The organism is Serratia sp. PL7 (assembly GCF_945957435.1).
The window spans coordinates 45394-66131 of sequence record NZ_CAMFLB010000022.1; the positions used below are offsets into that span (position 1 = coordinate 45394).

At 52.0% G+C, this 20738-nt stretch carries 16 protein-coding genes, 1 tRNA gene and 2 pseudogenes; 10 read left to right on the top strand and 9 right to left on the bottom strand.

All coding sequences use genetic code 11. From position 1 onward, the window contains the following. Positions 1 to 15 precede the first annotated feature (15 nt). The 8 genes and pseudogenes from N6G83_RS42700 to N6G83_RS42735 form a co-directional block, all read left to right on the top strand. Positions 16 to 957: a UbiA family prenyltransferase gene (locus N6G83_RS42700; RefSeq protein ID WP_211134484.1), complete on the top strand. Its 942-nt coding sequence runs from the start codon at positions 16 to 18 to the stop codon at positions 955 to 957. After that, complete coding sequence (locus N6G83_RS42705; RefSeq protein ID WP_260524163.1) at positions 921 to 3350, top strand: phosphotransferase; 2430 nt, start codon at positions 921 to 923, stop codon at positions 3348 to 3350. Before N6G83_RS42700 ends, N6G83_RS42705 begins: the two co-directional genes overlap by 37 nt. Positions 3351 to 3429: 79 nt before the next feature. Then, complete coding sequence (locus tag N6G83_RS42710; protein WP_211134486.1) at positions 3430 to 6183, top strand: phosphoenolpyruvate synthase; 2754 nt, start codon at positions 3430 to 3432, stop codon at positions 6181 to 6183. Next, the gene (locus N6G83_RS42715) at positions 6180 to 7223 is read left to right on the top strand and encodes a hypothetical protein (protein WP_211134487.1); all 1044 of its coding nucleotides are present in this window, start codon (positions 6180 to 6182) and stop codon (positions 7221 to 7223) included. The genes N6G83_RS42710 and N6G83_RS42715 overlap by 4 nt, the downstream gene beginning before the upstream one ends. After that, positions 7223 to 8812 (top strand): AMP-binding protein, encoded by a 1590-nt coding sequence (locus N6G83_RS42720; RefSeq protein ID WP_248006582.1) that lies wholly within the window; start codon positions 7223 to 7225, stop codon positions 8810 to 8812. The genes N6G83_RS42715 and N6G83_RS42720 overlap by 1 nt, the downstream gene beginning before the upstream one ends. Then, the gene (locus N6G83_RS42725) at positions 8809 to 9432 is read left to right on the top strand and encodes a CDP-alcohol phosphatidyltransferase family protein (protein WP_211134488.1); all 624 of its coding nucleotides are present in this window, start codon (positions 8809 to 8811) and stop codon (positions 9430 to 9432) included. The genes N6G83_RS42720 and N6G83_RS42725 overlap by 4 nt, the downstream gene beginning before the upstream one ends. Beyond that, on the top strand, positions 9422 to 9967 hold the full coding sequence (locus tag N6G83_RS42730; RefSeq protein WP_211134489.1) for a CDP-archaeol synthase: 546 nt from the start codon (positions 9422 to 9424) through the stop codon (positions 9965 to 9967). The genes N6G83_RS42725 and N6G83_RS42730 overlap by 11 nt, the downstream gene beginning before the upstream one ends. Positions 9968 to 10026: 59 nt before the next feature. Beyond that, a pseudogene (locus tag N6G83_RS42735) lies at positions 10027 to 10155 on the top strand (cell filamentation protein Fic); the annotation flags it as partial. Here the strand turns inward: N6G83_RS42735 and N6G83_RS42740 are convergent. Continuing rightward, entirely contained in the window at positions 10152 to 10310 is a 159-nt protein-coding gene (locus tag N6G83_RS42740; protein ID WP_211134490.1) for a hypothetical protein, read from the bottom strand. The pseudogene N6G83_RS42735 and the gene N6G83_RS42740 overlap by 4 nt on opposite strands. A gap of 231 nt (positions 10311 to 10541) precedes the next feature. After that, positions 10542 to 10618 (bottom strand) — tRNA-Ile (locus N6G83_RS42745). Positions 10619 to 10766: 148 nt separating this feature from the next. Between N6G83_RS42745 and mug the strand changes: the two genes are divergently transcribed. Further along, positions 10767 to 11255, top strand: a complete 489-nt coding sequence (gene mug, locus N6G83_RS42750; protein ID WP_074031204.1) for a G/U mismatch-specific DNA glycosylase — start codon at positions 10767 to 10769, stop codon at positions 11253 to 11255. Between the two features lie 49 nt (positions 11256 to 11304). On the opposite strand, the gene rpoD is transcribed toward mug, so the two are convergent. The 3 genes from rpoD to rpsU all read right to left on the bottom strand — a co-directional run bounded on the left by rpoD (position 11305) and on the right by rpsU (position 15402). Further along, positions 11305 to 13143: an RNA polymerase sigma factor RpoD gene (gene rpoD, locus N6G83_RS42755; protein ID WP_024528266.1), complete on the bottom strand. Its 1839-nt coding sequence runs from the start codon at positions 13141 to 13143 to the stop codon at positions 11305 to 11307. 157 nt (positions 13144 to 13300) lie between these two features. Next, positions 13301 to 15049: a DNA primase gene (dnaG, locus tag N6G83_RS42760; protein WP_065684695.1), complete on the bottom strand. Its 1749-nt coding sequence runs from the start codon at positions 15047 to 15049 to the stop codon at positions 13301 to 13303. A 137-nt stretch (positions 15050 to 15186) separates the two neighbouring features. After that, positions 15187 to 15402, bottom strand: coding sequence for a 30S ribosomal protein S21 (rpsU, locus tag N6G83_RS42765; protein WP_001144069.1), 216 nt, complete (start codon positions 15400 to 15402; stop codon positions 15187 to 15189). 324 nt (positions 15403 to 15726) lie between these two features. Between rpsU and tsaD the strand changes: the two genes are divergently transcribed. Continuing rightward, positions 15727 to 16740, top strand: a complete 1014-nt coding sequence (gene tsaD, locus N6G83_RS42770) for a tRNA (adenosine(37)-N6)-threonylcarbamoyltransferase complex transferase subunit TsaD (protein ID WP_065684694.1) — start codon at positions 15727 to 15729, stop codon at positions 16738 to 16740. Positions 16741 to 16831: 91 nt separating this feature from the next. On the opposite strand, the gene N6G83_RS42775 is transcribed toward tsaD, so the two are convergent. The 4 genes and pseudogenes from N6G83_RS42775 to plsY form a co-directional block, all read right to left on the bottom strand. Then, on the bottom strand, positions 16832 to 19366 hold the full coding sequence (locus tag N6G83_RS42775; protein ID WP_211134505.1) for a fimbria/pilus outer membrane usher protein: 2535 nt from the start codon (positions 19364 to 19366) through the stop codon (positions 16832 to 16834). A 77-nt stretch (positions 19367 to 19443) separates the two neighbouring features. Continuing rightward, positions 19444 to 19626: pseudogene (locus N6G83_RS42780) on the bottom strand (fimbria/pilus periplasmic chaperone); the annotation flags it as partial. A gap of 53 nt (positions 19627 to 19679) precedes the next feature. Next, positions 19680 to 19856, bottom strand: coding sequence for a hypothetical protein (locus tag N6G83_RS42785; protein ID WP_178380937.1), 177 nt, complete (start codon positions 19854 to 19856; stop codon positions 19680 to 19682). A gap of 242 nt (positions 19857 to 20098) precedes the next feature. Further along, positions 20099 to 20737: a glycerol-3-phosphate 1-O-acyltransferase PlsY gene (gene plsY / locus N6G83_RS42790; RefSeq protein WP_024528268.1), complete on the bottom strand. Its 639-nt coding sequence runs from the start codon at positions 20735 to 20737 to the stop codon at positions 20099 to 20101. Between the last annotated feature and the right edge of the window lies 1 nt (position 20738).

Genomic DNA, 20738 nt, shown 5'->3' on the forward strand with positions numbered 1-20738 from the left:
CGATGGAAGTGATTTATGAAAGATAATGGATTATATGAAAAGCCGCTGGTATGGCGCTTTATGCTATGGGTACACGAGCGTTTTCCACTGCCGAATGCCCCCTTCTTTGTTCTGCTGTTTATTGTCGCTTATGCCGTGGCGGCCAGTTCAGAAAAGAGGGAAGTGATTTTCTCATGGAATATTATTATAGGCTGCCTACTATCCTGGTCCTATTTTCTGCTGTTGCGAATTTTTGACGAACATAAGGATTATCTCATCGATTGTGAGCACCATCCTCAGCGGGTTCTTCAACGGGGATTGATTACGCTCAAACATCTTAAATTTGTCGGTGCAGGTTGTATTGCACTACAGCTTTTCGCCAGTATGGCCATTGATGGGGGTATCGCTGGGGCGACCTTGGCGTGGGTGCTGCTATTCGCCTGGACATGCCTGATGGGTAAAGAGTTCTTTATTGGTCAGTGGCTCAATCAATACCTGACCTGTTATGCCATCTCCCATATGTTGGTGATGCCGTTAATCATCTTGTGGCTGGCCAATATAGCGGTTCCTGGCGTTACGCTCAGCGCTCCGATGCAAATATTGATGCTTCTCTCTTTTACTGCGGGATTTATTTTCGAAATCACTCGTAAATTTAAAGGCCCGGATGAAGATAGGCAAGAGATCCCTACCTACTCCTCAATTTATGGGATAAAAACCATTTTTATCATTCTGAACATACTGATTTCTGTGATGCTGCTCATCCAGCTAGGGTTGATTATGGCGACTATCGGGAATGTTCCTTTCTTATCCCTAATCCCGTTAGTGATTTTCTATATTTTAACCCTGTATCAGCTCGTTACGTTTTTACATCACCCCTATATTCGCAACCGAAAGCGCAATGAAGCCATTGTTGGCCTCTACCTGGCCGTTGGTTATCTGGTGTGTGCAATAACGATTTTAAATTCCATAATCGTTTGATATTTAAGGATATTATCATGTCGATAAAAGGTCTGTCACCACGTCATCTGTATACCTATACGGAAAAAGCCCGGCAGCAGCGTTTAGCCTATCTGTCAAAGCACATGCAGTGTTCGCTGGATAAGGTTGCCCAGAACTCGTTTGATGCCACCGCGCTATCCAACAACATTGAAGGGTTTATTGGCTCGGTGGAAGTCCCTGTAGGTATTGGTGGCCCGCTGCAAATCAACGGGCTGCACGCTCAGGGGCTGTTCTACGCCCCGTTTGCGACAACGGAAGGGGCATTGATCGCTTCTATTTCACGGGGCGCCACGGCGATTACCCGTTCTGGCGGTGCCATGGCCAGGGTGCTGGGCCAGCGTATGATGCGTGTGCCACACTTTGAATTTCTCAGTGTGACAGAGGCGCTGGAGTTCAGTCATTGGGTAGTCAACTATCTCGATGAGTTACGCAGCGAAATTTCCAGCCACTCTCGTTATGCGCAGTTGGTGGCCTTAACACCTCAGATTATCGGGCGCAGTGTACACCTACACTTTATCTATGAAACAGGTGCTGCCGCCGGGCAGAATATGACGACAACCTGCACCTGGCATGTCTGCCGGTGGATCCAGGAGAAGCTGGCGACGACCACTGATCTTAAGCCTCATCACTTTATGATCGATGGTAATTTATCCAGCGATAAGAAAGTCTCTTATCAGTCGCTGATCCACGGCCGGGGTACGCGGGTGATTGCCGAGGTGTACCTGAGTGCCAGAGTGTGTCAATCCATCCTGCGGGTCACTCCTGTTCAGTTAGTTAATGCTTACCACCGTGCTGTGGAAGGCGCCATAGCTGCCGGTATGGTCGGTGTGAATATCAACGTTGCTAATGTTATTGCGGCACTGTTTACTGCCCTAGGGCAGGATATTGCCTGCATCCATGAATCTTCCGTAGCTCATTTACGCATGGAGCTGAACAACGAGGGGGCGCTTTATTGCAGCATCACATTGCCTTCTCTGGTCATAGGTACCGTTGGCGGCGGCACTTATCTCCCTCATCAGCGTGAATGTTTGAACATGTTAGGCTGTAGTGGGCCGGACGGTACCAGCAAGCTGGCGGAAATTATTGCCAGCTATTGCCTTGCCCTGGATATTTCCACGCTGTCCGCTATCGCGGCAGATGAATTTGCCAAATCCCATGAGAAGCTGGGGCGCAACCGCCCACACCTTGCCGCCGCTCCCACCACATTGGCGGAGCTCAATCTCGCTTTCTTCCACTCCGCATCCTATAACCCGGTCTGGGGCAGTAAACTGCCGGTATCCGCTGCTATATCGGCAGGTTCAGACGAAAAATACAGTCTGTTGACCACCCTCAGCGCCCAACATTCGAACAGGCTGATGGGGCTGTTTCCCGGTACTTTGACCAATGCGGCACGGCAGGATATTCCGGTGATGCTGAAGCTCAAGCCTCTGGATCAAGACATCTTCACTATGATGAAGTTTTTTGCCGGGAAAAGTTCACCGGCTCTGCTTCAGGCTCTTTCGGATGCGACACACCTGATAGAGTTTGTTAACACCCACAGCCGCGAAGTGGCGGTAATGAATCAGCAGGATCCACGCCTGACACGGTATATGCCAAAGGTTTATGGTGTTATTCGTGATGACAAAACGCGCACCTATGCCTTGATTGAAGAGCACCTCTACGATTTAGTGCTGATGGATTCCACCAACGGCATCGGCTTATGGCAACCCCGCCATATTGAAGTGGCCATCGCGGGTATTGCAGAAATCCATGCCGTTTGGCTGGGGCAGGAGGGCGCGCTGTTACAGCAATTCCCTGAAATCTGCCTGCAGGGCAAAGAGAACACTCTGGCGCAACGGCCCCTGCTACAGGCATTTGCGGGTTTTATGGCCCAAAACGTAGCCCACTACTTTACCCCGTCAGAGCATGATTATTTCTTGTCATGGATAGCCAGCATAGAAATCTGGTGCAGCGAAATAGAGCAGATGCCACGCACGCTGGTACATAACGATTTTAATCCGCGCAATATTGCCTTCCGGCAGTGTGATGAGCGGCTGGATCTATGCTGCTGGGATTGGGAACTGGCCACGCTGCACCTGCCTCAGCGGGATCTGGTCGAGCTGTTGGTTTTCACGCAGCAGGCAGATATTAGCGCTGAGACGGTGGCGCACTACCTCGAATTTCATCGCCAGCAGTTAGAGCACCATAGCCAAAGCGCTGTTGATGCCATTCAGTGGCAGAGAGGTTATGTGCTGGCGCTGCATGATTTTTGGCTACGGCGTATTCCATTCTATTTAATGGCACACCACGTCAGCCCCTATCCGTTTATCGATCGAGCTATGCAGACCCTGCGCAAACTTATTGAACTGACACGAGCTCATAGCACCACTTAATTCATTTTAGCCAAGGAGAGGCGTGCAAGATTGGTCAGAAGTTCTTCTGTTGGGCAACTGACCCGATCTGATCGCTCAAATGGACTCTATGACAAACTTATACTCTCAGCATCAGGCCGTACAATTAACTCTGGATCAATTGGGCGGAAAAGCCGCCAATCTTTTATGGTTATCGTTGGAACAGTATCCCGTACCAGAATGGTGGGTGGTGCCAAGCGATATCCTTACTCAACTGGTCACTCAGGATCCGGTTACTGCCGAAATGGTGCAGCGGTTAACTACCGTCACAGCGGATATCACCTTTGAGGCACTGGAAGAGCTAGCCACCCCGTTGCGACAACGGATACAGCAGGCACAGTTGCCTGCGGGTCTACGAAAACCCCTGTCGGCACTGTTGGCGGACTATCCCGATACTTTCTTTTCTGTTCGTTCGTCAGCCATTGGTGAAGATGCGGATAATGCCTCTTTTGCCGGGCAGATGGACAGCTATCTGTTCCAGCAGGGGGTTGAAGCGATTAGCGCAAGCATTTGTGCCGTGATGGCTTCTGCTTTTAATACCCGGGCACTGCAATATCGACTGCACAGGGGAATACCTGTGGATAATATCCGCAGTGCCGTCATTATTCAGAAAATGGTGGACGGTGAGGTTTCCGGCGTGATGTTTACTGCAAATCCGGTGACAGGGAGCCGCCAGCATGGATTGATCTCCTCAGCCTGGGGTGTCGGTGAAGGGGTGGTTTCTGGTGAATGTGATACTGATGAGTTTAGTGTCCATCTGTTCAAGGATGAGATTGAGCGCCGTATTGTCGAAAAGCGCGTTGCGTTAGTGTTTGATAAAACCCGTCAGCGGGGTACGGTCACTCAGAATATTGATCAAGCCAGCCAGTGGGCCGAAACGCTCACCGATGTACAAATTTATGCGTTACGGGATATAGGTAATAGCATTGCCCACCACTGCGGTTGCCCGCAGGATATTGAGTGGACCATTAAAGACCAGTTGCTCTATATTTTACAAACTCGTCCGATTACCCGCCTGCCGAAAGTCGCCGAACCGGTTGACCGCTGTCTGGTGTTTAACAACGCCAATATTCAGGAATCCTATTGTGGGGTAACCACGCCGTTGACGTTCTCGTTTGCCAGAGCCGCCTATGCGACGGTATATGAGCAAACCCTACGTATTCTTGGCTGTTCTGATAAGCAAGTTAGCCAGTCTCAGGAGATGTTAGATAACATGCTGGGGCTGATTAAAGGGCGGGTTTATTACAATATCAATAACTGGTATCGCTGCCTGCTGATACTGCCATCATTCAAAACCAACAAGCAGGATATGGAACGGATGATGGGGCTGACGGAACAGGTGGATTTTGTCCAAACCAGACAGTTCACCCTGTGGGAGAAAGCGGCCAAACTGCCGGGCATGGTGAAGGCTTTGGTTCGCCTGCTGGCTTCGTTTCGCAATATGGATAACCACGTTGAACAGTTTTTACAGCAGTTCGGCACCCTCACGGCAAACATTCCGCGCGACCGCCTGCATACGCTCACGGCGAACCAACTGACAGAACTGCTTAAGTATCTGGATACACACTTGCTACGGCGCTGGACTACGCCGATCCTCAATGACTTTTACGTCATGATGTACAACGGGCGGGTATATCGTACTTTGGCAGCAGCGGGAGTTGAAAAAACCGCTGCCCTGATGGGGGATTTACTCTCTGGAGAAGAGGGTATTGAAAGTACTCAGCCGACCAAAGAACTGTTGGTCATGTGCCAGTACGTCCGCTCTAAACCCGCCTTGCGTAAACTTATTGAACAGGGGCAGGGCGCCATGCTGCTAAACCAGCTCAAGACCCAAGACGCTCATTTCTACCGGCAGTGTATTGGCTATATCGATAAATATGGCGATCGCACCATGGGCGAAATGAAGCTGGAAACCTTAACGCTTCGCTACGATCCCCGCTTTCTGTTCACCATCCTGAAAAACTACCTGACGCTGGACGACTTAACGCCAGAATCACTGGCTACCAGAGAACGAGGATTGCGCAGCGAAGCGGAAAAGCGTGCTTTTAGCATCGTGGAGTACGAGCTGGGCAAGCGTCGCATACGGCAGTTTAAACGACATCTGGCCAGGCTTCGTCAGGCTATCCGTCATCGGGAAAATATGCGCTTTACCCGTACAAGGTTGCTCGGGATTTATCGCGATCTGTTTAATCAGCTTGGCCGACAGTATGCTCAGGAAGGCATTCTCTCTCAGGCCCGTGACATCTTTTATCTCACGCTGGATGAGATCTATAGTGGCTATGAAGGAACCGCCGTTCAAACCCAGTTAAAACCGCTGGTTGGAGCCCGCCAACGGGAATATGCCAACTATGAAGCGGAAGAACTGGCCCATCACATCTGTTGTCATGGCTCCCTGTTTCAGAAGCATGACTTTGCCAACCCTTTCCAGTTGGAAACACTCCCATCAGATGAAAATCAACTGCAGGGTATCGGCTGCTATCCCGGGATCGTGGAGGCCAGCGTACGCTTAATCAAATCTCCCGAAGATGAGATGTCACTATCTGGGCAGATCCTTTGTACCGAGCGAACCGATCCCGGTTGGGCGCCGCTGTTCCCAACGGCGGGCGGGTTGTTGATAGAACGGGGATCTACGTTGTCACACTCTGCCGTGGTGGCAAGGGAGATGGGGATCCCCGCCATTGTCGGTATTCCCAATATCACTCGCTTGATACGCGACGGTGAGTATGTGCGTATGGATGGTGGGGCAGGTACGGTGACACGTCTGGAACCGTTTAAAAAGGACACATGTGTAGACGCGGAGGAGGTTCTACCATGATTAACGTCTCTGAATGGCAGTCCAGCCAGCAGCTAACCGAGGCGTTTCTGTCTCTCCCGCAGCAAATCTATCGCCACGATCCTCTCTGGCCGGGAGAAGATCAAGCATCGCTCAAACAGCAGTTCAGCCAGGAAAACTCATGGTTTGAACAAGGTAAGGCGTGGACTGGCACTATACCGGGAAAGGCTCGCCTGGCGGGTTTTCTCCCCCCCTATTTGGTTGAAGGACAGAAGGTGGCGTTTTTTGGTTTCTGGGAAAGCATTAACGACTTGTCCTGCAATCAACACCTGTTCAACGCTCTGGCGGTGTGGGTAAAAAAGTACGGTATTACTCAGCTGTACGGGCCGATCAATTTTTCCACTTTTGGTCAGTACCGCATTCGCCTGAATCAGTTTGAAAAGGGGGCTTTCGCTGGGGAGCCTTACAATCCACCTTACTATGGCACTTTACTGGAACAGTTAGGGTTCAGCGTTAAGCACCGTTATCTCTCGACTTTCGATGATGCCAGTTTGGCGGCGGATAACTGGTCACAGCGATACCTGCGGATGAAAAAGCTCCCCATGGATATCGAAAGTCGTCCTCTGACTCCGGCTTTATGGATGCGAGAGCAACGCCGAGTGTTTGCATTTACCGATCGTCTGTTTGGTGATGGCTTCGCTTATACCCCGCTAAAGTGGGATGAGTTTCAACAACGTTGTGGTGAGCACTTTATCCGGCGCTTTTGCCCCCATTCCTCTATGTTGGCTCAAACCACGGATGGAGAGATTGCCGGTTTGTCCATGGTGCTTCCGGTCTATAGGGACGGTAAAGCAGAGGCCAATTTGTGGAAAACCGTAGCGATAGATCCCTGTTATCGGCGTACTAGTGTGCTTGGCCATCTGTGTGGTCAGTATCTTCAATATACTAGCCAGCATTATCCCCGCGCGGGTGGGGCGATGATACGTGATGATAACGCCAGCCTGCTCATGGCCAAATCGCTGTTTAGAGGAACTGATCAGCGTCATCACGACTACGCACTGTATGGCAAGGAGCTATTCTGATGAACCTTTGTCAGCTCATTGTTCAGTCTGCTGAACGCTATCCCGACAGGGTCGCGCTCCATGTTCCGCTATCCAACGGCGAGTATTCCACTCTGACCTATCGGGACTTTATCAATCTGGCTGGACATTTTCAGCGCCAGCTGATCCAGTCCGGTTTTACCCGTGGCGATCGTCTGGTGTTGATGATCCCCCCAGGCCTGTATCTCTATCCTTTGCTGGTGGCTATGCTGGGAATAGGGATTGTTGCCGTTATGCCGGAGAGGGGGCTCACTAGAGCGCAGTTTCGGGCGACGCTGAGGCACTGTCGGCCCAAGGCCATCATTACCGTAGCAGCAACTGGCAAGTGGTGGCCGCTGCTCCCCGAGCTTTGGTGGTTAAAGCGATTTGTGGTTGGTCATTCGGTGCTGGGTATGCAGCAACTACAGGTCAGCGTTAATGCGCCGGATGGCGGTTTTATCTGTCAATCGCTGACACCTGATGCTACCGGGCTGATTACCTTTACTTCGGGTACTACCGGGATCCCCAAAGGGGCAAATCGTACTCATGGTAGCCTGATGGAGCAACAGCGCGCCCTCGAAAGCCTGATGCTTACAACAGATCATGATATTGATTTATATAGTTTTCCCGTGCTTGTTTTGCAGACGTTGAGCATGGGGCAACAGAGCATTCTGCCCTACTTTGACTTCGCCAGACCGGCTTGCGTTAATCCTGCTGATGTTATTCAACAAATTGGCCACTTTGGTGTCACGCGCATCAGTGGTGCGCCCGCCTATATGCAGAGAATCATTCGTTATGCTCAGGCACGGCGGCTGACCTTTTCTAAGGTACGCCAAATCATTATTGGTGGTGCTCCGGGCAGTAAAGCTCTTTATCAGAGCTGCCTACAGGTTTTTCCTTTGGCGCAGCAACTGGTGATTTATGGCTCAACGGAAGCAGAGCCGATTGCCTGTGTCGATATACAAACCTTAACGGATCGTTGGTCGCAGCATGATGGCTATCTGGTTGGCAAGCCGATCAAGGTTGCTGAAATCTGTCTGCGGGACATTATGCCTAACGGAGAACCGGGGACGCTAAAGCCACCCATTCCCGGTGATATTGGTGAGATCCTGGTAGCCGGCCCCCATGTATTGTCTGAATATATTGATAATCCGCAGGCAACCCGGCGGTACAAAATTCCGCGTAAACAGGGTGGCATTTGGCACTGTACCGGGGATGTGGGGCACTTCGATAATGGTGGGCAAATATGGTTATTAGGCAGAGTTAATGACAGCATTGCCATTGATCAACACCGGGTAATTTATCCTTATATTATTGAAAAAAGGGTTAATGACCTCAAGGAAATAGAACGTTGTGCTTTGGTCGCTCATCCGCAAGGCAATGCGGCCCTGATCCTGCAATGCACCAGCCTACCGCAAGAGTTACCGGCAATTCTGGCAGAGCTCCAGCTTACAGACGTCACCCAAGTTTACCAATTATCGGAGATGCCTGTTGACGTTCGGCATAACAGCAAAATTAACCGTCTGAAGCTGAAAAGTTTACTGGCAAAAAACGCGTTAACGGTATGCAGGCTGAACAGGGCGTCTTTATGAATAAGTCTCCTTTCCTGGTACGTTTAAGTTCTGCCGATTGTATTACGCTGGTTGGGCTACTTTTTAGTGCCGTTGCAATGGGGTGCGCCCTGCACAAACAATTATTTTTATCGGTTGCCTGGTTGTTTCTCGCCATGCTCGCGGATGCACTTGATGGCATCTGGGCTCGCCGTAATAAGCTGGTTCGCTCCTTTGGACGCTATCTTGATGGTTTTATGGATCAGTTGATCTACCTGATTTCACCCGCAGTAGTGTTCTACCTTTCAGGTTTTGATGGTTACTGGTCGCTATTTTTACTGTTGATGATGGCCTGCGGTTCTATCCGGCTTTCGGTGTTTAATGACGTCGGTAATATAGAAGGAAACAGCGGGTTTTCTTACCCCGGTATGCCGGTATTCTGGAGCTTGTTTATCCTTGGTACCTATTTGCTGCTGCGCCTGGTGCTACCACCGCTGCCAGGTTATCTGCTGCTCAGCATTGCGCTGCTGTTGTTTAGCATAGCCATGCTGTGGCGGCGACCGTTTTATAAGTTTAAACATCTGAGCATCATTATATTGATTACCCTGTCTGGTGCCTTCAGCTTCGCTTTACTCCATTTCAGAGGCTTCTATGTGGTATGACATGTTATATACCTGGTATCTGATGATCCCCGTCATATTGGGAGGCTGTACCCATATGATAATTGTCAGGTATAACCACTTTGCGGCTTTGAATGTTCCTTTGGCGGTTTCCTGCTTTGGTGCGAATAAAACATGGCGTGGGTTGCTGCTGGTTCCTCTGTTAACCGCACTGTTTGCTCTTTTATGGCTCCCCATTGGTCAGCTTCATTCACCACAGGAAATATTACCGATACTGATTGAGGAGTGCTGCCTTGCCGGACTGCTTGCCGGGGGTGGCTATATTCTGCCAGAGTTGCCTAACTCGTGGATGAAAAGAAAATTGGGTATTCCACCGGGCAAGCTGCCGGTTCGCAACCGTGCCTTTTTTATCTTCGGCGATCAGATAGATTCGGCTATTGGCGTGACTCTGGTCTATACCCTCTATTTTAAGTTGCCTGCAACGTCAGCCGCGCTGATCTTCATTATTTTCTTGTTGAGTGCTTTTGTGGTGAAACAACTGTTGTATTTACTGGCGTTGAAAAAGACGAGGTTTTAGGCTGATGTAAATGGTTTTTATCCAGGTTTAGTGAGTTAAAGTTGTGATCTCGCCGATAACTGATTAGTTATCTGGCTGAATGCCATGTGGAATTTATTCTTAATGGGCATTTATCGCGTTTGGAGGTAAGCGTATCTGGCAACTATAGCCTTATGATGCAATTGGTGAGCGACATTTTGCCAGATTAACGAGCAAGGCCTACAGCTTTAGCCTGAACCTGATTTTGTTTGAGTTGCTGCTCAATTTTTTGTACAGAAACGCCTGTTTCGATAGCGGTTGAACTGGCAACGGCACGGTAGATTTGAGTTTTAGTGATGTGACGATGCGCTGTTTTTTTTGTCATGTTGAAAGCCTCATGGTTTCAGTACTGATGCTAGTTCGGATAGTTATAGCTCGCAAGGCAGATATTAGTCGGTAATGTTTCAGATAAGATTTGAGTTTGCAGAATATTAATTAAATGAAATCGCTCACCATTTTGCCTCACTGGGGGGACGAAAAGGGGGCACCGGTTGATACGCCAACAAAAAAGCCACCGTGGAAGGTGGCTTAATTATATGATTTTAAAGCTAAAATTTGGTGGCCCCTACTGGACTTGAACCAGTGACCAAGCGATTATGAGTCGCCTGCTCTAACCAACTGAGCTAAGGGGCCAGGCGGCGTGATTATACGGTAATCATGGGATACAGGTCTACACCCATAAAACCATATGATGTTTTTATGCACAGTTCTAGCCTGTTGTAATTGCAGGCAGATTTTGCGATAACCGCTGTTAATTTCTTTTAACGGACTGGTGATACTCATGGAACTCTTGGCGCCAAACCTACAGGTGGTGTTCTGCGGCATCAATCCTGGTCTTTCCTCTGCCCATCAGGGCTATCCCTTTGCCAACGGCAGTAACCGCTTCTGGAAGGTGATCCATCAGGCGGGTTTCACCGATCGCCAGTTGGCACCGGAACAGTGGCTACAACTGCAAGATAATGGCTGCGGGATCACCGCTCTGGTCGCGCGCCCAACGGTGGCTGCCAGCGAACTGTCACGTGATGAGCTGCGCGGTGGTGGAGAGGTGCTCAAAGAAAAAATTCTGCGTTACCAACCGCGTGCTTTGGCGATCCTGGGGAAACAGGCGTTCAGCAGTGCGTTTGGCGTGCGTAATGCAGCCTGGGGGCGACAGGAAATGATGCTGGGTAAAACCGAGGTGTGGGTATTGCCTAATCCCAGCGGATTGAACCGTGCCACGCTGGAGCAGCTTACCGAGAGTTACCGCGAGCTATTCCTCGCGCTGAAATAAGGCATAAAAAAACCCCGGCGAGCCGGGGTTCTTACGAGGTCGTTAAACCTTAGTCATCCAGGAAGCTACGCAGCACTTCTGAACGGCTTGGGTGGCGCAGTTTACGCAACGCTTTGGCTTCGATCTGACGAATACGCTCACGGGTAACGTCGAACTGTTTGCCCACTTCTTCCAGCGTGTGGTCAGTGTTCATATCGATACCGAAACGCATACGCAGCACCTTCGCTTCACGTGCGGTCAGGCCAGCCAGGACGTCGTGCGTGGCAGAACGCAGGCTTTCAGAAGTAGCAGAATCCAGTGGCAGCTCGAGGGTGGTATCCTCGATGAAATCGCCCAGATGTGAATCTTCATCATCACCAATCGGCGTTTCCATGGAGATCGGCTCTTTGGCGATCTTCAGCACCTTACGGATTTTGTCTTCTGGCATCAGCATACGCTCGGCCAGCTCTTCCGGCGTTGGTTCACGGCCCATCTCTTGCAGCATCTGGCGCGAAATACGGTTGAGCTTGTTGATAGTCTCAATCATATGCACCGGAATACGGATGGTACGTGCCTGGTCGGCGATAGAGCGGGTGATAGCCTGACGGATCCACCAGGTGGCGTAAGTTGAGAACTTGTAGCCACGACGGTATTCAAACTTGTCTACCGCTTTCATCAAGCCGATGTTGCCTTCTTGGATCAGATCCAGGAACTGCAGGCCACGGTTGGTGTATTTCTTGGCGATCGAGATAACCAGACGCAAGTTGGCTTCAACCATCTCTTTCTTCGCGCGGCGGGCTTTCGCTTCACCGATCGACATACGACGGTTGATGTCTTTCACCTGCTCGATGGTCAGGCCGGTTTCTTCTTCGATCTGACGCAGTTTTTGCAGGCTGCGCTGAACATCTTCATTAACGTCTTTCAGCTTCTCTGACCATGGTTTACCCATTGCCAGTGCCGCTGCGAACCAGGTATCGCTGGTTTCGTTGCCAGCGAACAGGGTGACGAAGTTTTTCTTCGGCATTTTGCACTGCTCAACGCACAGCTTCATGATGATACGTTCTTGCGTACGAACGCGATCCATCATGGTACGCATGCTGTTGACCAGGAAGTCGAACTGTTTTGGCACCAGGCGGAACTGCTTGAACACTTCAGACAGCTTCAGGATCTCTTCTGCTGCGCTGGCGTGGCTGCGGCCGTTCTTTTTGATAACCAGACGAGTGGCTTCGTACTGATCGCGCAGATCGGTAAACTTCTGGCGCGCCAGTTCAGGATCGATGCTGTTGTCGTCTTCAGCTTCGTCTTCTTCGTCTTCGTCTTTTTCGTCGTCGTCCTGCTCTTCGGTGGTTAATTCAGAACCGATGTGCGTTGCGGTAGGTGCGATGTCCTCTTCCGCGTTAGGATCGACGAAGCCGGTGATCAGATCGGACAGGCGTGCTTCGCCAGCCTCGACGCGATCGTACTGCTCCAGCAGATAGGTGATGGCTTCAGGGTACTCAGCAACCGAGCACTGCACCTGGTTGATGCCGTCTTCGATACGCTTGGCGATGTCGATTTCGCCTTCACGCGTCAGCAACTCAACGGTACCCATTTCACGCATGTACATGCGCACTGGGTCAGTGGTACGCCCGATTTCAGATTCTACGCTGGACAGCACCTGAGCGGCAGCTTCTTCCGCATCTTCGTCTGTGCTGTTGGTGTTTTCAGCCAGCAGCAGGTCATCGGCGTCCGGTGCTTCTTCCATCACCTGGATGCCCATGTCGTTAATCATCTGGATGATGTCTTCGATCTGATCGGAGTCGACGATATCTTCCGGCAGATGGTCATTGACCTCAGCATAGGTCAGATAGCCTTGCTCCTTACCACGTTGGACAAGAAGTTTAAGCTGTGACTGCGGGTTTTGCTCCATAAGACGGTATCCACACTTCAGAGTATTTGGGTTGGTGTCGGTCGGCGAAACCGCCAACAATAGCATTTGGGGCGTTTTTGTTGTTGCCGCGGCCCACTGTGGCGGCATATTGCAGGGCTCTGCCCTCGCATTTATCGGCACTTAAGCCGTTTGGTATTCAGTCTTTCTTCGCCAATGCCAGTTGTAATGACCAGAGTTCCTTGCGTTCGTCTGCATTCAGGCCATGCGTTCTGTCACGTGCGATCAAATCTTCCTGACGTTTTTCCAGCACCGAGTCATAGAGATTCGTCAGAGTATCTAAAAAGTGTTGCTCAACTTGTTCCTCAACGATCATATGGTTCCATGTCGCCAAGGTTTCAAGCTGCTGGCTCAATTTGTTATCTCGGTACAACTCCAGCAACTGGCCGGTAGTCAGGCCCGGCTGGGCTAAACAGGTCTGCACCAGTTCAACAAATAGCGGTAAACCCGCCTGTTTAGTCTGCTCGAGCCCTTCCAGGGAAGGGATAAGTGTAGCCAAACGCGGATTTTGCACCAGTAATCCTATCAGTATACGCATGGTTGTGCGTTTTAGCTGGGGCGCCTGATAAGTATTCGCATTTTCCGCCTGTTTGGGCATCAGCTTGTCGAGCTGGCTATCGTCCAGCAGGCCCAGTTTGCTGCCTAGCTGTTGGCGCAGGTAGAGACGCAGTGTCTCGCCTGGCACCTGAGTGATCAGCGGTAGCGCCAAGGTACTTAGTTTGGCACGGCCATCCGGGCTGCTCAGGTCGACCTGCGGCATCAACGTTTCGAACAGGAAAGTGGAAAGCGGCTGCGCCAGCTCCATTCGTTGTTCGAAGGCGTCTTTGCCTTCTTTACGGACCAGGGTGTCCGGGTCTTCGCCGTCTGGCAAAAACATAAACCGTAACTGGCGCCCATCGTTCAGATAGGGCAGTGCGGTTTCCAACGCGCGCCAGGCGGCTTCACGGCCAGCCCTGTCGCCGTCGTAACAGCAGACAACGTTATCGGTGGCGCGGAACAGCAGCTGAATATGTTCAGCCGTTGTCGAGGTTCCGAGTGAGGCAACGGCATAATCAATGCCATATTGCGCTAACGCCACCACGTCCATATAGCCTTCGACCACCAGCAAACGTTGCGGGTTGGCATGGCTCTGCTGTGCTTCATACAGGCCGTACAACTGACGGCCCTTGTGGAATACTTCGGTTTCCGGCGAGTTCAGGTACTTGGGCATACCGTCGCCCAGTACGCGCCCGCCAAAAGCGATTACCCGCCCGCGTTTGTCGCGGATGGGGAACATCACCCGTTCGCGGAAGCGATCGTAAGTGCGCCCTTGATCGTTAGTCACCAACATTCCGGCATCGTTCAGTGCTGCCCGGCTGTCGGTATCACGCCCGAAACGCTTTAACGCATTATCCCAACCGGCAGGTGCAAAGCCGATGGCAAAATGGCGGATAACGTCGTCACTTAATCCGCGCTGTTGCAGGTAGTTACGCGCCTGCGTCCCGTTGGATTGATGCAGTGACTGTTGATAGAACGTGCTGAGCTGTTCCATCAGTTGATATAGGCTTTGACGCTGATGGCGTTCGATTGGCGTCGGTCCGGTGCCTGCCTCGTAAGGCACTTCCAGCCCGTGCATGGTGGCCAGTTCCTCAATGGTTTCGACAAACTCGAGTCTGTCGTAATTCATCAGGAAGTCGACGGCGTTACCGTGCGCTCCACAACCAAAACAGTGATAAAACTGTTTGTCGCCATTAACGGTGAATGAAGGCGTTTTTTCGTGGTGGAACGGACAGCACGCGTGATAGTTCTTGCCCTGCTTTTTAAGCTTTACCCGGGCGTCGATCAGATCGACGATGTCGGTACGAGCCAGCAAGTCATTGATAAATACACGCGGAATTCGTCCAGCCATAAGCCCCTGTTACGATTGCCTATAAACGAGAACAAGCCGCGCATTCCTTTCGGAAAGCACGGCCTTCGTATGCAACTACTCGGTCTGCGTGTTCTTGAAAAAGAAAAAAATCACGCGGTGGGGTTACCCCCGAAGGATTAATACAGACGAGTGCGGCGTGCGTTTTCGCGAGCCAGTTTCTTCGCGTGGCGTTTTACTGCAGAAGCTTTAGCGCGTTTACGTTCGGTAGTCGGTTTTTCATAGAACTCACGACGACGAACTTCAGCTAAAACACCTGCTTTTTCGCAGGAACGCTTGAAACGACGCAGTGCAACGTCAAATGGCTCGTTTTCACGTACTTTAATTACCGGCATGTGCCTCTCACCTCAATAGAATTCGGTTTGCTGCTGGCCAAGCGCCAGCCTTTTCAAAATGGTGCGGAATTTTACTTCAATGGATGCTGCTTTGTAAAGCACCATAGCAAATTGAAACACGCCGCGTTCCGGCAAACTCGCGCAATTATGCATCGGCCGCCGATTATAGACTAATCAGAAAAAATTGCTCGTTTTTAATCACCCGGCGGGCAACCTTGTGAATCATCGACATAGCGCGCCATCGCGCCCAGGGTGCAGCAGGCTGGCGGTAAATGGCGTTGATTGTGATAAACTGGCGGCCGCACGTGAATGATGGGAAATGTAATGCGCGTATTGGGTATAGAAACGTCCTGCGATGAAACCGGTATTGCAGTGTATGACGATCAAGCCGGTTTGTTAGCCAACCAACTCTACAGCCAGGTGAAACTGCATGCCGATTACGGCGGCGTGGTGCCGGAGCTGGCTTCTCGCGATCACGTGCGCAAGACCGTGCCGCTGATCCAGGCTGCACTGAAAGAGGCGAACCTGAAGCCTGGCGATATCGATGGCGTGGCGTACACCGCCGGGCCGGGTCTGGTGGGGGCCTTGTTGGTCGGGGCAACCATTGGCCGCGCGTTGGCGTTTGCCTGGGGTGTGCCTGCGGTGCCGGTACATCATATGGAAGGCCACTTGCTGGCACCGATGCTGGAAGATAATCCGCCCGCATTTCCGTTTGTGGCGCTGCTGGTGTCTGGTGGCCATACCCAACTGATCAGCGTGACCGGGATCGGTGAATATACCTTGCTGGGGGAGTCGGTCGACGACGCCGCTGGCGAAGCGTTCGACAAAACCGCCAAGCTGTTAGGGCTGGATTATCCCGGCGGGCCGATGCTGTCGAAAATGGCGCAGCAGGGCACGGAAGGGCGTTTTACCTTCCCACGCCCAATGACGGACCGCCCAGGGCTGGATTTCAGTTTCTCCGGCCTGAAGACCTTTGCGGCCAATACTATCCGCTCTAACGGCAACGATGATCAAACCCGTGCCGACATTGCCCGTGCCTTTGAAGATGCGGTGGTGGATACGCTGGCGATCAAATGCAAACGCGCGCTGGAGCAGACTGGATTTAAACGCCTGGTGATGGCCGGTGGCGTCAGCGCCAACCGCACGTTGCGCAGCAAGCTGGCTGAATTGATGAAAAAACGCGGTGGCGAAGTGTTCTATGCCCGCCCGGAATTCTGCACCGACAATGGGGCCATGATCGCTTATGCCGGGATGGTTCGAATGAAAAACGGCGGTAACCCGGAGTTGGGCGTTACCGTACGCCCACGTTGGCCGCTGGCAGAGCTGCCTGCGGTGTAAAAGCCAAGGGCCGGAATCCCGGCCCTGCATACCGCTGGTTTATGCCTTTTCGCTATACCGACAGCAGCCAAAGAGCGGGGGCACCGGTTCTCTATTGACATTCCGAGTCGAAGACCTGAATGGACATCATAGTACCGTCTCTTGCCTCAGGCATTAGCATATATCCGATGATGCATTGCATGTTGTTGTTCTCACCCCATTTGACCGTGAGTAGCCCTTTGTCTTCCGCGACACGGGCATAGACTTGCCCACCTTGTCCCACGGACCCCACGCTGTTGCCTTTGCTATCAAAAACGTCGGCCCCAAAGGGAACCGGCCCCTCTTGATAGGTGGCATTAATCAGGATCGGTGTACCCCGTTTGGTGGCGTATTGTAGTTTCACCACTGCACCGGAATACGGTGCCACCTTCTGGCTGGTATTGTTCAGCTCGACATCGGACGCAGTGCCTTTCGGGTCAATGCTGATGTCGTTCATCTGGTACGGGTTCAGGTAAGGAACCAATGCATAACCTCGAGAGTTGATGTTCACTCCCGGATAGGATGACACGCTGGCCCCTTCAGCCCCTTTGGCTTCGACCAAAGCAAAAGTATCCGAGGTGTATGGCGTGAAGGTCAGCCCCCCTGCATGGCCGATCAGCGTACCAGTCATGCCAGCCGATCCGCTCTGGTAGCCTCGTCCCGTACTGTAGGTTCCACTCAATGCTGAGACTGGGCTACGGTAGTTGCCGCTCACGGAGCCACTGGTGCCCATCCCCTGGTTAGCGTTCATGGCGGTTAGCCCATAGCTGAACTGGTTTTCTGCTCCGGCGCTACCTGAAACGGTGGCCTGTTGGCCATCGCGGCCACTGCTATCGTGGGACAGGTCCATACGCAACTGAGGTGTGTGGGTTTGGTCATCCCGTCCCAGAGGCAGGCTGAAACTCAACAGGAAGTTGGTCTGCATTGTGCCCAGACTGGAATGGCTACGGTTGGCACTGATGCCATAGGAGAGACTTTTGTATCGGTTATTGTATCCCACCTGGTACTGCATATCGCTGCCATCCTGGTTCCAGTAATTTTGCACCGACCCGCTGACATACAACTGCCCCCAGTTATCCGGCAGTCCCTGCCCGGCAGTCAGAGTCAGGCGATCTTTAATGCGGTATATCGTATCCGGATCGTACCCTTGCTCTACGGCATTTCGTGTTTGCATGGCCGTCAAAAAGTCCATGTAGCCTTGCGAAGAGGAGTGATGCAGCACGACGGAAAGGTTGCTGTTGGTCTCACTAATCAGCTTGCTGTAAGTGAGTTGGTATCTTTGCCCACTCAGGGAGCCACCAGAGCGATGTAACCCATCCATATTAGTACTGTCATTCAGCTGTGTCTGAGCCTGGGTAACGTCAAGGGCCAGAGCTCCAATCGGCAGGCCAAAAGCGGCCCCGAGCTGTAAGGCGTAATAATCTTGGCTGGCCTGAATGCCGCCATAACCGGTGATGGCGTTGTTGATCCCATATTGACAGATGGTCTGGAGCAGTGCAGGCTTCTCACGCAGGTTTTCCCCACGCAGCTCACCAGCGGTGATCGCATACCGTGACGATCCCGGTCTGAGCAACTGGGCTACCGAGGCATAGGGTACGCTGAAGGTTTGTTCGGTACCATCAGACTCACGCACGGTGACGACAAGATCGCCACCATAGCCGGTTGGGTACAGGTCATTGATCAGGAATTCCCCAGGCGTGACGGTCGTTTCATACAATACCTGGCCATTCTGGGTTACCGTCACTCGCGCGTTTGTCCGGGCAATCCCTCGAATTTCCGGTGCATAACCGCGCTGAGACTCCGGTAACATCCGTTCGTCGGTGGCCAGTTGCACACCGGTAAAGGGCAATGTATCAAACAGCTGGCCGGTGGTATTCGACTCACCCAAAAGCATGCGGCCCTTTAATTGTGGGATATCACGCTGCAGGTAAGAATTGATACTGGTGTATTGGCTTGGCCCGTTGCTCATCTGGTTATAGGAGCCGTTGTGGCGCAGATACCAGGCCCCCAGATTCAACCCGGCGTTTACGCCGGCAAACAACGAGTTGAAGCTTTCGCCATGCGACTCGCTGGTATAACCATTGACGTTATAGCCAAGCAGGAAGGCGGGGATCCCACTGTCCCAGAGGTCTGGACTAACGGTACCCCGGGCGACATTCAGCATGTAAATCTGGGGGATGATGATATCCAGACGTTGTTCATTGCTGTCGAAGTTGACCTGCGCTTCTGGTAGTTTTTGTTGTAGATCCAGGCACATGTCACTGTCGGCCTGTCGACTAAAAAAGTCTGGCGGCAGCTTCTCGTAGTTGAAGGCGATATTTTTAATGATGTCGCTGGTCAGACAGGGATAGACCGACTTGTCGGCCCGTGGCTTGAATTCAATATCGGTGTTACTGATTAGTTGATCATTGACGTACAGTGCGGTTTTGTAAATGCCCGGCAGAGCAGAGGCACCCTCGGCAAAACGGCTGAGATCTACCGATGCCTCATCATCAACATTCAGGAACGACGAATCGAATTCGAGATTTGCTGGGGGTGTTTGTGGCGTAGGAGCGTCTTCAGCCTGAGCTCTACCTACCAGAAAAATTGTGAGTGTCGCTATCCCCATAAGGGCGATGCGATCCCAGATGATATGCCGCAAAAATTTTGACACCTTGCCCCCTCAAGAGCTTGATACCGAAGTCACCAAGCTTGCAGCAGCACCGGCGAAGGGCCCACGTTGCTGATGTTGACGCTGACTTCTTTAGCATCTGATGGGTAAATGACACGAGTGCCGCTTACTACGACACTAGCCAATGAGTGAGCACTGAATAAGGTAGCGGCTGTAAGAGTAAAAATTTGGCAGATATTTTGAGAAAAAAGTTTCATAAAAAACTCCAAACCCAATATGGGATAGGGGGGGATGCCCCTCCCGGAAGGTATTACTGATATTGAATAGAATAGACTACATTGCTGACCACGGTATCCGGGGTTGCACCTTCTGCATAGTAGCGCACTGCGTATGGCAGATTGGCGCTGCCGCTTGAAATGTCAACGTAAGCGGTATTGGTTACCTGGTTCTGGTTACCTGCCTGGATCACCGAGAGGGATTGTGCCAAACCCTAGACTGACTCTTGATCATAAACCGTAAATTTCCGTTGCAAACGAGATGGCAAGATTTGGTTAGGGGCGTCAGTGCGCAGGGGAAGCGAGATCCGTCATCGCGGGCGTCAGCCAAAGGCGCGGCTTGTGACCCTGTGTTTTTCCATGCGAGACCTTCAAATGTGGAGAAACGCTCGGTCACAATATGTTTAGAGGCTTGGGGGGGGGTTAGAAGGCTGAAGTTTCCAGCCTTTCTTGATCACTCTTCCGGTTTTTCTTCCTGTTCCACAGCACCGTCTTTCTTCTTGCGGAACTTACCCCAGATCTTCCCTTCCTGGCCGCGCCACAGGCGCTGGATATTGTCGTGATGGCGCATCAGGATCAGGCAGGAAAGCATCGCCACCGGGAAGGTAAACTGCGGTTTGAACCACCAGACGTAGAACGGCGCAATCAGCGCGCTGACGATCGCCCCGAGCGAAGAATAGCCGCTCAGCAGCACGGTCAGCAGCCAGGTGCCGGTCATCAGGCCGGTGAGATCCCAGCCGATCGGTGCAATGGCGCCGAACGCCGTCGCCACGCCTTTGCCCCCACGGAAGTGGAAGAACACCGGGTAGATATGCCCAAGACAGGCGGCGATCGCCGTCAGGCCCAGATACAGCGGTGGAACGTTGAATGCATAGGCCAACCAGACTGGCAGCATCCCTTTTAGAATATCAAACACCAGCACCGTAGCCGCCGCCAGGCGGCCACCGATACGCAGGACGTTGGTCGCTCCTGGGTTTCCCGATCCATGTTCACGCGGATCCGGTAGCCTGGCGATCCGGCAAACCAGGATCGCGCTGGAAATTGAGCCACACAGATACGCGAAGATAATCATGCCAAGCGCGGTAGCACTCATA